This window comes from Flavobacterium psychroterrae (genome assembly GCF_018380615.1).
GTDB classification, from domain to species: domain Bacteria; phylum Bacteroidota; class Bacteroidia; order Flavobacteriales; family Flavobacteriaceae; genus Flavobacterium; species Flavobacterium psychroterrae.
In genome coordinates this window covers 98,355-114,439 of sequence record NZ_JAGYVZ010000020.1, presented here as the reverse complement: position 1 = coordinate 114,439, position 16,085 = coordinate 98,355, and the positions used below count along the sequence as shown (strand labels likewise).

At 37.7% G+C, this 16,085-nt stretch carries 10 protein-coding genes; 5 read left to right on the top strand and 5 right to left on the bottom strand.

Annotated elements, in window-relative coordinates; genetic code table 11:
• Nucleotides 1-102: 102 nt before the first annotated feature.
• From KHA90_RS19200 to KHA90_RS19185, 4 genes are all read left to right on the top strand, one after another.
• Nucleotides 103-708 carry a LysR substrate-binding domain-containing protein gene (locus tag KHA90_RS19200; RefSeq protein WP_262899369.1) on the top strand — a complete coding sequence of 202 codons (606 nt, stop codon included), beginning with the start codon at nt 103-105 and terminating at the stop codon, nt 706-708.
• A gap of 460 nt (nt 709-1,168) precedes the next feature.
• Nucleotides 1,169-1,570, top strand: coding sequence for a hypothetical protein (locus KHA90_RS19195; protein WP_213304933.1), 402 nt, complete (start codon nt 1,169-1,171; stop codon nt 1,568-1,570).
• Nucleotides 1,571-1,923: 353 nt separating this feature from the next.
• Nucleotides 1,924-2,271, top strand: a complete 348-nt coding sequence (locus KHA90_RS19190; RefSeq protein WP_213304930.1) for a nuclear transport factor 2 family protein — start codon at nt 1,924-1,926, stop codon at nt 2,269-2,271.
• 155 nt (nt 2,272-2,426) lie between these two features.
• Nucleotides 2,427-3,251, top strand: a complete 825-nt coding sequence (locus KHA90_RS19185; RefSeq protein WP_213304927.1) for an RteC domain-containing protein — start codon at nt 2,427-2,429, stop codon at nt 3,249-3,251.
• 10 nt (nt 3,252-3,261) lie between these two features.
• Here the strand turns inward: KHA90_RS19185 and KHA90_RS19180 are convergent, their stop codons facing one another.
• From KHA90_RS19180 to KHA90_RS19170, 3 genes are all read right to left on the bottom strand, one after another.
• Complete coding sequence (locus KHA90_RS19180) at nt 3,262-8,667, bottom strand: N-6 DNA methylase (protein ID WP_213304924.1); 5,406 nt, start codon at nt 8,665-8,667, stop codon at nt 3,262-3,264.
• Nucleotides 8,654-9,091 (bottom strand): DUF1896 domain-containing protein, encoded by a 438-nt coding sequence (locus tag KHA90_RS19175; protein ID WP_213304910.1) that lies wholly within the window; start codon nt 9,089-9,091, stop codon nt 8,654-8,656. The genes KHA90_RS19180 and KHA90_RS19175 overlap by 14 nt, the downstream gene beginning before the upstream one ends.
• 112 nt (nt 9,092-9,203) lie before the next feature.
• Entirely contained in the window at nt 9,204-9,794 is a 591-nt protein-coding gene (locus KHA90_RS19170; protein ID WP_213304907.1) for an MT-A70 family methyltransferase, read from the bottom strand.
• 26 nt (nt 9,795-9,820) lie between these two features.
• Between KHA90_RS19170 and KHA90_RS25735 the strand changes: the two genes are divergently transcribed.
• Nucleotides 9,821-13,096 (top strand): protein NO VEIN domain-containing protein, encoded by a 3,276-nt coding sequence (locus KHA90_RS25735; protein ID WP_213304904.1) that lies wholly within the window; start codon nt 9,821-9,823, stop codon nt 13,094-13,096.
• Between the two features lie 28 nt (nt 13,097-13,124).
• Here the strand turns inward: KHA90_RS25735 and KHA90_RS19160 are convergent, their stop codons facing one another.
• Together KHA90_RS19160 and KHA90_RS19155 are read right to left on the bottom strand one after the other, a co-directional pair.
• Nucleotides 13,125-14,000 (bottom strand): ORF6N domain-containing protein, encoded by an 876-nt coding sequence (locus tag KHA90_RS19160; protein WP_213304901.1) that lies wholly within the window; start codon nt 13,998-14,000, stop codon nt 13,125-13,127.
• Nucleotides 14,000-16,084 carry a type IA DNA topoisomerase gene (locus KHA90_RS19155; RefSeq protein WP_213304898.1) on the bottom strand — a complete coding sequence of 695 codons (2,085 nt, stop codon included), beginning with the start codon at nt 16,082-16,084 and terminating at the stop codon, nt 14,000-14,002. The genes KHA90_RS19160 and KHA90_RS19155 overlap by 1 nt, the downstream gene beginning before the upstream one ends.
• Nucleotide 16,085: the final 1 nt, after the last annotated feature.

Sequence of the window (16,085 nt, the reverse complement as noted above, 5' to 3'; positions counted from 1 at the left end):
TTTTTGAGGTGGTCACTTTGAACCGGAATCAACTGATCTCTTTTACAAGAATAGGGTGGTCACTTTAAACCGGAATCAACTGATCTCTTTTACCGGAATGGTATGCTCACTTTTGCCAGAATTTGCAAAGTTGGTTGCATTGAGACAACAATGGCATTAAAAGCTCCAGATATTTTAAACTATTTTCAAGATCGGTATCCTGATGTGGATTTGGAATTCAGATCAGAAATGAGAAACAGTCTTATTAGTGAAGTAATGAACTATAACCTTGATGCGGCATTTATATCTGCACCAATTAATAGTAAAGCTATTTCGCAAATCAAAGTTAAAGAGGAACAGCTTGTTATTTTAACTTCTTCTAATAGTCCAAAACTGGAAGAAATGTTGGCAAATCAACCTATAAATATTGTTGTCTTTGGTGAAGGGTGTATTTTCAGAACTAGAATAGAATCCTGGCTCAGCTCCAAAGGAATTATTCATTATAAAAGCACAGTCTTGAACTCCATAGAAGGTATCGTAAATTTTGTAGAATCAGGAATTGGCATTAGCATTTTGCCAGAAGAAGTTGTTTCAAATTATTACTCGGGAAGAAAAATTTCTACCTATGGTTTGAACAAGGAAGTAGGAACTATGAATACAGTACTGATTTACAGAAATAATGAATCACCGTCGAGAGCTTTGAAAGCTTTTATTGATATGTATTTGTAGTTGTTTTGATTGTTGTAACTTGTCTAAAATTAAATTTTTAATGATTTTTTCATAATAAGAATTGTAGTAAAATATTAAAGCAAATTTCTTTTTAACTAACGATTATAATTTATACAAACAAAAGAATACATCAAGCTTTTTATTTTATATCATGATAATTTTAAGTTTATTACGTGTATTGACTTGATTTTTTTTCTGTGAACGAGGTTCTACTTATTACATATCTTATCATTTGAAAAAAATATTAATCTACTAACTATGTTATGATAAAATAGCAGTTATATGCAAAATAGTGAGCAAATTAAGACTATCATTACTTTAAGTGTTAATATTATAATTACTACGCCCTGCAATTTCATTGTATAAAATGATCCTTTCAATCCTTAATAATGTCACTTCACTCTAAAAATGTGAAAATAAAATGTAAGCCTGCTTACTTTTGCAGAAATTATATTAAGATATGAAACAAACATTTTTAATTCTAGTATTCAGTATTTTTATTTTTAATACTGCACAAGCACAAAAATATTTTGGAAAAAGCTATCCAGCTACTCAAAAAGTAGATGAATATTATGACAGTAGTGATGTGGAAAAACCTCATATTGTTATGGGGAAGACAGAACTAGCAAAGGGTTTTCGTTCTTTAGAAAAATGTCAAGAAAAAATTATTGAATTAGCAAAAAAGAAAGGTGCTGATGGTGTAGTTTTTTCGATAGATGAAGAAGTATATGGGTCGTCGAATTCAAATTATGCTACTGCAAACGATAAGAAAAAGAACAAAACTACGGTTTCATCAAGCGGTACCTCTGTAGATTTGAAAGAAAAGACAGTTAAGGCAACTTTTATCAAATACAATAAGTAGATTGTCAACTTAAATTTTAACTATCCATTTTATGATAAAGCAAGTATGACTCCTATTGTGTAAAGAAGTCATACTTGCTTTTTTCTGAATGTTTTGGATTTTATTGAAATAGCTAATACAAGTCAATGTCTGCAGATGTTTTTTCCGTGCTTTTTCAAAATTCAAAACAATATTAATGGATTTGAGCAAATGCAGTTTGCTGTCAAGTCGGTCACTTTTTTAAGTGTGGAATAGTCCCTTTTTTTTGATTTCTTAATTTATATTGAGAAATCTCATGACTCACAAAATTTTACCAGATCTATGAATTAACATTAAATAGTCATTCATAAGTGCTAATTAAGAATTAAAAAAACATGAAGACAAATAAAGACATTTTGGAAAAGGCAAATACAGCAATTAGAGAAGGTGATAACGAAGGGTTTTTATCCTACTGCACTGAGGATACAAAATGGATCTTCGTAGGAGATCAAATACTTGAAGGCAAAGAAGCAGTTCGACGCTATATGGCTGAAACATATAAAGAGCCCCCAATATTTAATATGGAACTAATGATAGAAAGGGGTGAATATGTAGTTTCAATGGGCGAGATAAGTCTCAAAGATGCGAAAGGTGAAATGTCGAACTATTCTGCATGTGACGTTTGGAAATTCCGTGATGGAAAAATGTGCGAACTGAAGGCCTTTGTCATCTTAGACAATTGATTGCTAATAAATCAAAAAGGTATTATAGTTTTGAAATAATATTTTTAAAATATTTACTGAGCAACAAATTAGTTTCAGAAAAGCAAGGCCTTTTTTTAATGGATATTATCTAGTCCTTTCTCGTACCATAAAATTTTGAGATTAAGAGTATTTCTATGGATAAATTTTACAATAAAAAGCTTTTTGAACTCGAAACTACAATCAACGAATTGGAGGTTGAAACAGATTGTCCGATACTTAGAATTGAAGCAGTTATACCTATAATATTACAATGCCTTGCAGAGTTGAAAGAGTATGTTTTAAATAATAAATTTAAAAATATTGAGGAAGAGATCAGTTTTTTCAAACATCAAAAGCCTGTCATTGTCTCAAAGCTTATTTATTATAATGCAATTTATAAAATCGAAACAAAGAAACCCAATGATAAAAAAGCTGTTAGGAAATACTTAAATGCCGAATTAAGGAAGCTCAAAAAATATTTTGACAGTAACCTTGAATTCTATAAATATTACAGAACCAACAATTCATTTATTGACGAGAAACTATTTGTTAGGGGGAAACATGATATTAAATTAAGCTTGGATACAGTGTATTTTGAAACAGACCATAGATTTTCAACTTCTCACGATTATAAAGCAGCAAAGATTATTGCAAATGACTTGATACAAGTCTATCTAGAAGACCAACTTAATAATAATAAGTATAAAAAGCCAACTGATAAATCTCCTCTGAAGTGGACTGGAAGCAAAACTGCATTAATTGAATTAATCTATTCTCTGTATTCGCTAGCGGTATTCGATAATGGGAATATAGATATCAAAGTTATTGCAAAGACATTTGAAAGTACATTTGACATCAACCTTGGAGATTTTTATCACACATATATGGAAATTAAAAGTCGTAAAATAAACCGAACTAAATTTCTCGATAGTTTGCGTGATTCTTTGATTAAGAAGATGGATGAAGAGGACAAAATTTAGGATAATATCGCTATATTCTACCCAAATTATAAATGTTTTTTGTTTGTACAATATTCTGATTTTTTTTCTGGTTTTTGGTCAAATCCTTAGTCTCCTTATTTTCTGGCGTAATAGACAACTGTATCTTTCTCTCCACGGCGGCCAGTTCATTTTTGAGTTCACTTAACTCGCTTTCCTTGGTCCATGTACCGCTTACTATTCCTTGAAGTACAGGCAGGTCTTTTTGAAATTCGCCGATTTTCTTTTGCTCCTGCTCAATGTAGCCCGGCAGTTTTTCCAGTGCTTTTAAAAAATTCATGGCTGCCGTTTCGGGATCTTTAGCTATTATGCCATTATTATAGTTGTATTTAATATTGCCCTCGCCCTGTATCAAAAACCGGTTTACTTTTAGATCTGCCCCTTCTTTTTGAGACACTTCTGTTTTAACCAACAGCGTAAAGCCATAGAGGCTGCCAATTTCTTCATACTGGCCTCCGGTGCGGGCTTGGTCTGCAAAGTGGTTGAGCTTTGAGCCGATCTGCTTTACATCTGCATCAGTTGGCAAACCATTCAACTGAACTGGGTTTGCCGTCGTGCCATCCAAACGTTTTTGTATGCGTTGCTGAAAATTATTCCAATCCAGGCTCATGCGTTCCAAACGGGATTGGGCACTTTCAAGCATTACCGAAGTATCTTCCAATTTATATTTGGACGCGTACTTGGACCGGTTGAAACCCTGTTTCTCGCTTTCCAATCCGGCAATCTGCTTTTCGATCTTGGCTTTGTACAGCAAGTCGGTATTGCCCGAAAGTATCGCCACATATTCCGAAAAGTTCATTCCCGACTTTTCGTCCATACTTCCCTCGTCAATGGTACGTTTTCCGAGATTGTTGGTTTTTAATTGGTCTATAAAAAGCTGTTTGTTGTACAACAGGTTGAACTTATAGCTATCCAGCGATTTCTCCACGGCATAGATAATTACATCTACTTTATTATCGGCAAAGAACTTGGCAATCTCGTTGCCTTTTCTAATCGCTCTTCCATCTCGTTGGGCAAGGTCGCTTGGTCGCCAAGGCGTATCCAGGTGGTGAACGGCCACGGCTCTTTTCTGTGCATTCACACCTGTTCCCAGCATATCGGTAGAACCGAACAATACACGGATTTTCCCTTCGTTCATACCATCAATAAGCTCCTTGCGTTGCTTGTCGTTCTTGGCTTCCTGTATAAAACGGACTTCATTGGCAGGAATTCCATGGTCTTCTGCCAGCTTGCGTTTGATTTCCGAGTACACATTCCACTGGGCAGGCTTGTAGGTGCCCAAATCTGAAAAGACAAATTGTGTCCCTTTTTGGGCATTAAAGCGGTTATAATATTCGGCTAATTTTGCAGCACAATGCGAAGCCTTGTTATCAGGATGGTCATCGTATTTGCCGCTGATCATCCGCATATCCAGCGACATTTTGCGAGCATAATCTGTTGCAATTAGCATTTTGGCTTTCTCTTCACTTGGTGACAATGGTGCTCGTCCAAGCAACGTTGCGTTTCCCGATTTGGCAAACTCCATGAGGTTCTGGATGAATTTTGTCTGGTCGGGCGTTGGCGGAATGTTATACAATACCTCGTTTTTTTCCGGACGGTCAATTCCTATATCCTTTGCCGTTCTATAATCCGTTATTTCCGAATAGAACTGTGCCAGTTCGGGTACTTTGATAAAATAGCGGAAACGTTCTTTTTGAACGATATTATTCGCTACAGAAAACTCATAATCGGTTGTTTTCCTTGTATAGATCGCCGACCAGGCATCAAAACAGTTGATGCCCTGTTTTTCTAAAGCCTGTGGACGAAGGTATTTGAACAGGAGATACAGTTCCGTTAATGAATTGCTGATGGTGGTTCCGGAAAGAAAGGTAGCACCCAAATCCTTTCCGGTTCTTTCCTGTATGGTTCGGATGGCAAATAAAAGGTTCATCGCCTTTTGGCTGCCCTGCATATTGCCCAACCCGGCAACCCTGTCGTGACGGGTATTGAACATCAGGTTCTTAAAGCGGTGGCTTTCATCCACCAGCAAATGGTCAATGCCCATCATTTTAAAGTCCACAATATCATCTTTTCTGTTTTCGATGTCGTGTTCCAGTGTTTTTAGCTTTACTTCAAGGTTCTGTTTCCTGACGATTACACCCTTGAGCATTCCCCTTGAAATTTCCTTGCCCTGTTCTTCCAAGGCCGAAAGGTTGTCTTCCACACTATTCAGTTCGGCTTGCAAAATTTCCTTCTGCATCTCTGGCGATTGGGGGATCATCCCGAACTGGTCGTGTGTCAGTATCACACAATCCCAATCGTTGTTCTTGATGTCTCCAAAAATCCTTTGCCTTTTTTGTGGTGTAAAGTCTTCCTTGCCGGGATATAATATTTTAGCGTGCGGATAGGCTTTGCGGTAGGTTTCGGCAATCTCGTGAACATTCGCTTTCAGCCCGATTATCATAGGTTTGTGTACCATACCCAAACGCTTCATTTCCTGTGCGGCGGTACACATAATGAGTGTTTTTCCTGCACCAACTTCGTGGTCGCAGATGGCACCACCATTAAGTTTTATCATCCAGACTGCATCTTTCTGGCTTGCATACAAATCTTCAATACCCAATGCTTTGCGATCCAGTCCCGGAAATTCCTGATGCCTTCCGTCGTAATTCGGTCGGACGAAGCAGTTAAAAGTATCGTTGTATTGGTCGGTCAGCCTGTTTTTAAATTCATCATTTTGGGCGTGGAGCCATTCGCCAAAAGCGGTACGGATTTCGTCAATCTTGGTATTGGCCATCTGTATGGCTTCCATATCACGAACCTTTACTTCCTTGTCATCAATTGTAATCTTCTTTGTGATATCGGGTGTTGTATTGACCAATGCGTGTTTAAGCAGGGCAATCCCATCATAGGTACGGCTTTGGGATTTTACCGCATACTTGTCCCATATATGCACATTCTTCTGGTCGCATTTGATATTGAAATCATCAGTGCTTTCCGAGTAGTGGATGCGTACTTCGGTATCGAAAAGATGTGAAGCGAAACGGGCATAGATACCTGTGGGTATCCACCGCTCGCCAAGGTTGAAGTCCAATTCCTCAAATTCGATACGTCTAGGTCTGGCTGCTTCCAGGGCAGAAAGGCTTGCTTTGGCTTCATTGTCATTGGGATTATTATCCAGGTAGATTTTTATATCCGCTGCTTTTTCAACAACATTTCCGGCAATCCACTTTTCAGCTATTTCATAATCCTTTTGGATCGGATTATAGAAAATTCGGCCTTGCAAGGCTTCTTTCAAAGTATCAGCAGGAATTCCGCTGATTTTGGACATATAGTCCAAATCAACGCTTCCATATTTATTCAATGATGCGGATAATGCTTCTTCAGGATTATCTGTTGCTATGGTTACGGTAGAGAAGCTTACAGGACGGCTGAATATATCGGCTTTATGGACAACTCCGCCAACCACACGTTCCAGATAAGGAATTTCCTTTCCTGAACTATCGGTTTTGATGAGTTTGATATTTTCCGCACTGTTGAGATTACCGTACTTTTTGACAAACGCATCGTAAAGGAGGTTAAGGGTTTTCCTTTCTTCTGTGTGTTCGGTTTGAAAGGCTGCTTCTTTGAAGTAAAGCTCTTGGTAAATATCACGTACAGCAATGTAGGCCTCAGCTTTTGCTTTCTGCAATGTTGGCAACGGTAAAGGGTGGAATACAGCCGTACCATCTGCCATATTTACATCATGCAGGTGGCCTACGCAATCCTTATCTACAACAAGACCTTCGTTTCGGTGGAATGATTCCAGTTTACCACTGTAAGGAGCAGGTTCGGGAATAGTGCCAGGAACGGTTGTTTGATTAGTTTCGACATTGTTACTGATACCCGAAAATAGGTCGCCGATACCTTCTTGCTTTTTACTATTGGTTGATGTGCTTCCGTTTGCAATTTTATTGGTAACTGGTGGCGTAGAGAATTGTTGTGGTATATTGAATAGGTCGGTTTGGCGACCTATTGCACTTCTGCTTTTGTTGGTGCTTTGCCTTTTTGTTGTTGTAGCTTTTTTGGATGGCACAATAACAGGTACTGGTTCGTTGGCATTTTCAAAGAGGTCGAAAATACTCAGTTGTTTTATTTCCTGCGGGCTTTCCTGTAAATTGGTTGGTGGTGTAAAACGAGGTCGTTCATATGGAATGAGTACAGGTTCGACAATTGGAGGTGTTACCTTTGGAGTAGTGGGGATTTGTATTACAGGTTCCTCGTTCCGTTCGCCTTTGTACAAAGCTAAATTCAGATACTTTCCAAAATCTTCCGAAAGCATTTGTTTAAGGTCTTTGGCAATTCCACTGGTACCTTCACTATGCGAATATATTAATGCAGGTTTCCCATAAGGATCGCTATCTAATTTACTATTGGTATGCACAATCCTGGTGCTGTTCTGAAATAAGGCATTGCTCGGTGTATCGTATTCCGTTCGGTTGCTTTGGCAAAACAGCTCTTCGGTTTCGCTCAGGCCTTGCTTTGCCGTGTTCTTTTGAAGGATAATCAGGTCGCTTCCGACTTCTGTACCTGCATATTCGGTAAACAGGTTATTAGGCAATCGGATAGCTGAAATCAGGTTATTATCCTGCATTAATGCCCTTCGTACTGGTTCGTTCTTTGGACTGTTGAGAATGCCCTGCGAAGTGATGTAGGCCAGCAAGCCGCCCTCACGGAGCATATCGGTTCCTTTCAAAAAGAAATAATTATGAATGCTTTGGGCAGCCTGTACCTTTACCGTGTCCTTGCTTCGGGAATAGGAAAGATCAAAAACGGATGTATCGCCAAAAGGGATATTGCTGGCAACTACATCATAGCTGTTCTGTTCCTTTTCGGGGATTTCCTCAAAACCGCTGATACGGATAGTGCTTTCGGGATAAAGCTGTTTTAAAACTTTGCCTGTGAGCAGATCTTTTTCATAGGCAGTAACATTTGCTTTTTGATTTTCTGCAAAGGATTGTATAAATGACCCAATACCTGCGGAGGGCTCAAGGAATTTCTGAATGTTAAGACCGCTTTCACGCAAGGTTGCAGAAATAACATCTATGACCTGCGGCGGTGTGTAAAATGCTGTAAGTACCGAACCCCGCATACTGTCCACGTAACTGCGGTACTGCTTTTCGTCTTGGGAATTTTCTTTTAGTAGTTGGTGGAGTTCTTGAGTAATCGGGAAAAGGTCATGTTCGGTTTTTCTCCAATTATTGATGTCTATTTCATTCGCTATGGGGTTCAATACCAATTTAAGACCGCCAAATCCGCTGTATTGCGTCATTAGCAGTCTTTCGCCTACGTTGGCTTGTCGGTTCTCCTTTTCAAGTTTGAAAGCAATTCGCAGGGCATCGATATTCTGTTGGAGATGTGCCTTTTTACTGAAGCCCATTCTCCTCAATCCATATTGCGATGGTTCCCGTTATCTCGGTGTAGAGCAGCTCATACTCATAACCGTATGCAAAGTCATCAGTTAGCTCATAGCTGGAGAAAAAAGGCTCACAAATATTGAACATTTTCAGGGCGAATGGTCGTAGTTCCTCGTCGGCCATTATCGTGTCGAATTCGTTACAGACCACTTGGAAAACCGTATCAAATTTGGAGAAATGTAAACCCTCGAAAAGTATGTAGTCGGCTATTTCATTGCACTGTTCAATGGCATTCCCCGAACGAAAGGTACCCTCATAAGCATTGGCAGCCCACGTTGAACGTTGGTCTATAAACTTTTGGTCGTGTGCTTTTTCGGGAAAACTCGTGTTTAATGATTCTTGAAGTCGTAACCTGAAATACGATAGGTCTTTTTGTGGTGTATCCATACTTTAATTTTGTTTAGATTTTCGCTTGAAATCTAAAATTAGAACACGAAATGAAAGCTTTTAGAGAAGTGGCAGGGTATGGCTTTGATAGGTAGCGTTTGACGGAAGTGCTTTAGGGTATTTCAATAGAATTATCGACTTCATTACCAAAAAGATCCCAGCCATCAAAAATATTTTCAGTTGTTTCAGAAGAATTTTGTCTTGCAAAGAGTTCCAATCTTGGTACATCGCCAAATAGGCGAACAATACGTTTCCTTATTTCGTCTGGCTTTTCTGAATGCCGTCCCCGTGGCGATACCAAGACTTGTGGTACATCTTTTGCCTTCCTTTCAAGTGTTTTTCCTTTTGTAAACAGCAAAACTATTTCCGCATTTGACCTTGTGTAATATCCCATGCCAACAAAGGGGTTTGCATTGTTTCTGTTACTTTTTACCCATGTAAATGCTACCGTTTTATAGGTAAAACCCCAAGCCCTGCCAAGTTCCAAACCTTGTTCCAAACAGGGAAAGGTAACCCACATCAACAGTACACAATTAGGATTGCACAATGCTTGGATATTCATATCCTTTAAAAAATTAATGCTTTGGGTGTTATAATGAATTTCCGCACTTCGCCCAGCACCTTTATTGCTCCAAACTTTAAATTGCCAAGGAGGATCGGCATAAATAACATCGTATTTTCTTCTCTTATTACTACCCTTCATTATTCTGATTGTTAGATAATTTTCTAGTGATAGCTAAATTATCCAAGAGAATAAACGGTGCCATTCTAGTGGCAGGGTTTGGCTTTGAGAGGTTTGGTTTGGCATGGAACAAATTAATATCAAGCAGATTAATTTGTACATTTAACGTCTCAATAAATCAACTTATTTATAAATGGCTCTTAATAATGGATGAACAACAAGAAAACTTTGATATAACTCTGTCTTATGAGGATTTATCAGAGTTAAACGACATGAAACAGCATGCTGATAAGATCATTCAAGGAATAAAAAAACTAGAAGAAAATGATGCTAATCGTGCGATTTGGGAACTTTTTCAAAATGCCATAGATCTCAGTGACGATTGTGATATTACCATTACTCTAACAGAAGATCATTTCGTTTTCAAACATAACGGACAACCATTTACGCCTATGACCCTTGATTGTCTTTTCAAGCAGGTAAGTTCCAAAACGCTCGAAGAAAGGAAAATAACATTTGAAGACAATGAACCAGTTGGTCAATATGGTACAGGGTTCATTACTTCTCATACATTTGGAAAGAGAATTGAAATTAGTGGGGCTTTAATAAAAGACGATGGATACGTAATTTTAAATAATTTTTACATTGATCGGAATACAGATAATTGGAAAGAACTAGGGCAACGAATCAGACTTTTGAAAAAAGAGGTAAGCAGACTATTGAATGATGAAAGTAAACTGTCACCACCATACCCGGATACAGTATTTTCATTTCAAACAATTTCAAAGAATAATAAAGATTGCGCTATAAAGGCAGTCAATTCTTTACGTACAATTTTGCCTTACGTAATAACTTTAAATCCAAGACTGCGGAAAGTCACTGTAAAAGATCTATCAGGAGAAACAACGGTTTACCAACGAAATGGAACTTTTTTACAAGACAAACTTCATAAGGCGTCGATTCTAATTAATAAGGATAGTGTCGAGGTTTTCTATCTAAAATCAGATGATAATAAAATTACTGTCATCTTACCATTTTCGACAAGTTTGACTGCCACGGATTTAAGTAGCGAATTGCCTAAACTTTTTTTATTCTATCCGTTAGTTGGTACTCAGGATTTTGGTGTTAATTACCTTTTACATTCAAGACATTTCCTCCCTAATGAACCACGTAATGGTTTGTATTTGAAATCAAATAATGAGGACAATCAAAATGAAGAAGAAGCCAACCAGAACTTAATAGATACTGCTTCCAGACTAATTTTTGAATACGTCGAATCAAATGCAAAAGAAATAATAAATCCAATAAAGTTAGCTCGTATAAATTTTAGAACAGATAGCGATAAACCGTTACTAAATGGATATTTCAAGGATTTAAAGTATTCTTGGATAGATCGTTTTAAATCATTTCCATTAGTTGAATCAAAAGCTGGAAATATTCTTGTATCTAATTCAATTTTTATCGACCCCATTCTACTCCACGATGATTATGTTTTTGAGTCAATTTTTACTTTGGTAGATTTCTTTTGGGATAACACACCATTAAAGCACTTAACAAAAGAATGGTCATCAATTATTCAAGAATGGAATCTTAACGAAATTAAATACATTAGCTATAGGGATCTTGCAATCAAAATAAAAGAGGTTGGCAATCTTATGGGCATTCCTCACACACAGGAATTGAAAAAATTATATCAACATTTGATTAAAGATGGCCATGGGGATTTGTTCAATTCATTTGAACTTCTTCCTAATATCAAAGGAGAATTTAGACTGTTCTCGGGTCTGAACAATAACGTCAGTTTACCAAAAGAATTGGTTGATATTGCTGATATTATTATGCCGGATATTCCAAAGCGGCATATTGATCCAGAATTTAAATTCGAACTAGAGTTAAACCCTTACACTAGAAAAAATTACACAACCGATATTAATGCAGCAATAGCTGAAAAGGTTAAAGACAAAACACTTACTTCGGAAATATCGTCTGATTTTTTAGGAGCAGTAATCTGCTATTCAAAAATATCTTCATCATTAGAGTCTGCCAGCGTACCAACAAAATTAATTAAACTGATTTGCGATTATTATAGCTTTGATAGTTCTACTATTGAAATTCCGACCATAAAAGATGACGAGTTAGATAATAGAGTACCGCAACGTCGGTTAATTCGTTTGTTTTTAAATGATTTAAGTAAAGAAAATTCTGAGTGGGTCATTGAAAACTTACACTTTTTAAAAGATATTTTAGAAATAGGGCCTTCATATTATGACTATGAAGAAATTTTCAGCACTTTGGCGGTATTCCCGAATCAATTATATGAACTTTCTGCTCAGAACTTTCTAAAGGTTGATGACAATATTCCTGAAGAAATTAAAAACATTTATGATGAAATAATAAAGCCAAATTTTCCTATTAGAGCAAACCTAATCCATAAAGAATTTGCTAAATACTTAAAAGGGCAAGACAAGAAAACCATTAGAAATCTCACAGAGAAAATCGAAACAGCTTTTTTTGAAACTACCCAATTCACGACTATAGAGAATCATCCGCTAAAGGAATATATTATAGATATAATCCAAAAGTTCAAAAGTACAGATGAATACGAAAAGTATTTTCCAATTGTGTTCAGTAAACGATCTTCTATTCTTGTTGAATTAGCGGATGGAGAAGATTCATTCTCAATTTTAAGTCTTGATTCATCGAAGATTAAGAAACTTGCTGAACTTGGTAAAAATCCTAATATTGATGACATCATCAGACTTGGTAAAGAAGCATTTATGCAGAAACAGCAAGAAAATGCAAACTTTCAATACAAATATACAATTGGAACGCATATAGAAAATGTTTTGAGAAATGCTATAACAAGTTTAATTCCTGATGCTATTAGGGCTGAAATCAAAAATGTTCAGGATGGACAGGATATTGTTATTTTACTTAATACTGTACCAGTATATTATATTGAAGTCAAATCACGGTGGGATGCTAATAACTCCGTAAGGATGTCAAAAAACCAAACGCTTAGAGCCTTTGAGCAAAAGGAAAACTATTCGCTATGCTGTGTTGACATGACTAATTACAATGAAGAGAATAAATATAAGGTAGAGAATATCAATGAAATTAAAGATCTTATAAAATTTAATAATGACATTGGAAGTAACGTTGTTCATTTAATTGATGTACTAAATAAATCTAGTGAGCCAGATACCATACATCTCGATGGTGATTTTAGAACATTAATTCCACAAACTTATATTAGTAAAGGGATAAATATGGCTGAATTTGAAACTTTTATCATCGAATTTCTAAAAACCAAAATAAAATAAAAATCATATAGAATTACAGGCTTGCCTGTTATTTCAAGAAATACAGCATTCTCACAACCTCAATATCCATTCTCGAAAAGGCAAACCATTTTTTGCCTAAGTCTTTGAGTGAAGCTCCGATATGGTAAAGCTCCGTATCGTCAATAATCAAAAATCGGTCGTGTGCATCGGAAAAGATCTCAATATCAATTGTCGAATACTGGCTGTTGTACCGCTGCAAATCCAGCCTCAGCTGATTGCTGATACTTTTGGTGTAGATGGTTGCGGATACATTATTATTCCGTTTTCCCAATAAGGTCAAGACTGTATCATCCACATAATTATCCAGCAGGATAATGGAGCTTTTGGCACTCCGGATAATATCTGACACAAAAGTATAGGCATCGAAAATCTGCCCATTATAAAAAAGACCTTTTTCACTGTGAAGCTTATCGCTTTCCAAGGCCTTAAAGATCTCTTCAAATTTTTGTTCTGCTTCTAGCTGCTTAATTTCAATTTTGTCTAGCCGATGAAACAAAGAAGCATTGCTGATCAGCATTCTGCGCATTTCTACAAAGGCTTCCATAATCTCAACACTGACTTTGATTGCAATATCTGAGCGAAGTATTGCAGAAGCCATTGCTATTCCTTGTTCAGTAAAAACATAGGGTAAATAACGTCTTCCGCCATATTTTAAACTTGAGGTTCCAATTTGGAACCTCAAGTTTTCAACTTCCTCTTCGGTCAATTGGAAACAGAAAGAAACAGGAAACCTTTCAATATTTCTTTTTACGGCTTTGTTGAGGTTCTTTGTTTCCACCTGGTATAAGGAAGCGAGGTCGCTATCCACCATTACTTGCTTGCCACGTATCGTATAAATCAGGTTTTTGAGTTCTTCGGGAGAAATAAGGGGTTTATTATCCATCACTTTTTATAGTTTTTGGTTTTATCAAATTCAAAAGAAGTTCTGTAATCGTCATTCAGCACGATATAGGCATCGAATTTCTTTCCCGCCTTGCTTTTCATTCCTTTGATAAGTGAAGTTTTCCTTTTAATGACAAGGCTTTCGATATCAGCCATGCCGATTTGTACGCCACATACATTGCGGAACTGAACCCAGTTACAAACTTCATCGGAACACTTCACTATTTTATCGCGGATAATAAGCTGTTGGCTTTTACATTTAGGGCAAACAAGCTTTGGCAGGTTCTCGTTGGCAATGGAAGTTTGCAGCAGTTCATTGGTGATAGATGAAGCATAATTTTCCATTTCCTTTTGAAATGCACCAGCATCCGCTTCATTGTTTTCGATTTTCTGCAATGCCAGTTCCCATTCGGCAGTCATTGCCACATCTGCAATTTTTTGGTCTTTTACCAATTCATATACCTGCAATCCTTTTTCGGTCGGGATTAAGGCTTTCTTTTCCCTTTGGATATAATTGCGGGTGAACAGCGTTTCAATAATTGATGCTCTTGTTGCAGGTGTACCAATACCGATATTTCTCAGGGTTTTCCGTTCTTCTTCATTTTCAATTTCCTTTGCGGCTGTTTCCATCGCCGACAGAAGCCCTGCTTCGGTATAGAGTACAGGAGGTTTGGTTTGCTTTTCGAGAACGGTGGCTTCCTTGATTTTAAGTTCATCGCCCTTTTTCAGTTCGGGCAGATCCTGTACGGGTTCCGTATCATCATCAGAGAAACTGCCCTTGATGGAACGCCAGCCAGCTTCCATAATCTTACAGCCCTTTGTGGTAAAATCGTAATGCAATGCCTGTAAAGCAACATCAGTCAGCTCCTTGATACAGGCTTGTGAAATCGCTTCGAGTAACCGAAACGCAATCATATCATACACCGCATTTTCCTTTGCACTCAGGGCAGATGGTACTTTATCGGTAACTAATAAGCCGTGATGATCGGTAACACGCAAATCGTTCACAATACGTTTATTGAAGCGTCCCCATTTTATCTTGGTTATTGCTTGTTTGCAGCTTTCCCTATCCTGCAAAGCCCTGACAAGGTTGGGGATTTCTGCCCACATATCTTCAGGAATATACTTGCTTCCGGTACGTGGGTAAGTGATGAACTTCTTTTCGTATAGGCTTTGGGCAATGTTCAGGGTCTCTTCGGCAGAAAGGTTGAGCCTTTTGTTGGCTTCTTTTTGCAGACCGGTAAGGTCAAAAAGTAAGGGCGGTTGCTCTGTAACGCTTTTGGTTTCTACCGATGTAACGGTCGCCGTTTCGCTTCGCTGGATGGCTTTCAGCGTATCATCGGCAAGCTTTTTGTCTTCCCATCTGGTTTTGGAAATGCTTTTAAAATCGATAAACTCTTTGCTGTGCGATAACTGTATTTGCCAATATTGCTTTACCAGGAAGTTTTTGTTTTCCAGATAGCGTTTGCAGATTAAGGCCAGTGTTGGTGTCTGCACCCTTCCGAGTGAATAAACCCCATTCCCGGCAGCGATAGAAAGTGCCTGTGTGGCATTGATGCCCACCAGCCAATCGGCACGGCTTCTGCCTTGTGCTGCCTGATATAATCCGTCAAATGCTGCTCCATCTTTCAGGTTGTCAAAACCCTGTTTGATGGCTTTTTCGGTAAGCGAACTGATCCAAAGCCGTTCAAAGGGCTTGTTGCATTTGAGGTATTCATAAATATACCTGAAAATGAGTTCGCCCTCACGGCCTGCATCGGTTGCCACGATTATGCTATCGCTTTGATTAAATAGCTCTTTAATAATTTTTAATTGTTTCAATGCTCCGCTGTCAGGTATATAAGTTTTATCCTTTTTTACCTTGCGAACAGTCAATATAAAAGGGTTTGGAAGTATCGGTAATGATGCTTTATCAAATCCCGTAATCCCGTAATCTTCGGGCATTCCCAATCCTATTAAATGACCGAATGCCCACGTAACACAATAGCCGTTGCCTGTCAGGTAACCATCCTTTTTCTCGGATGCCCCCAAAAGGCTAGCTATTTCCCGTGCTACGCTTGGTTTTTCTGCAATTATTGTTTTCATA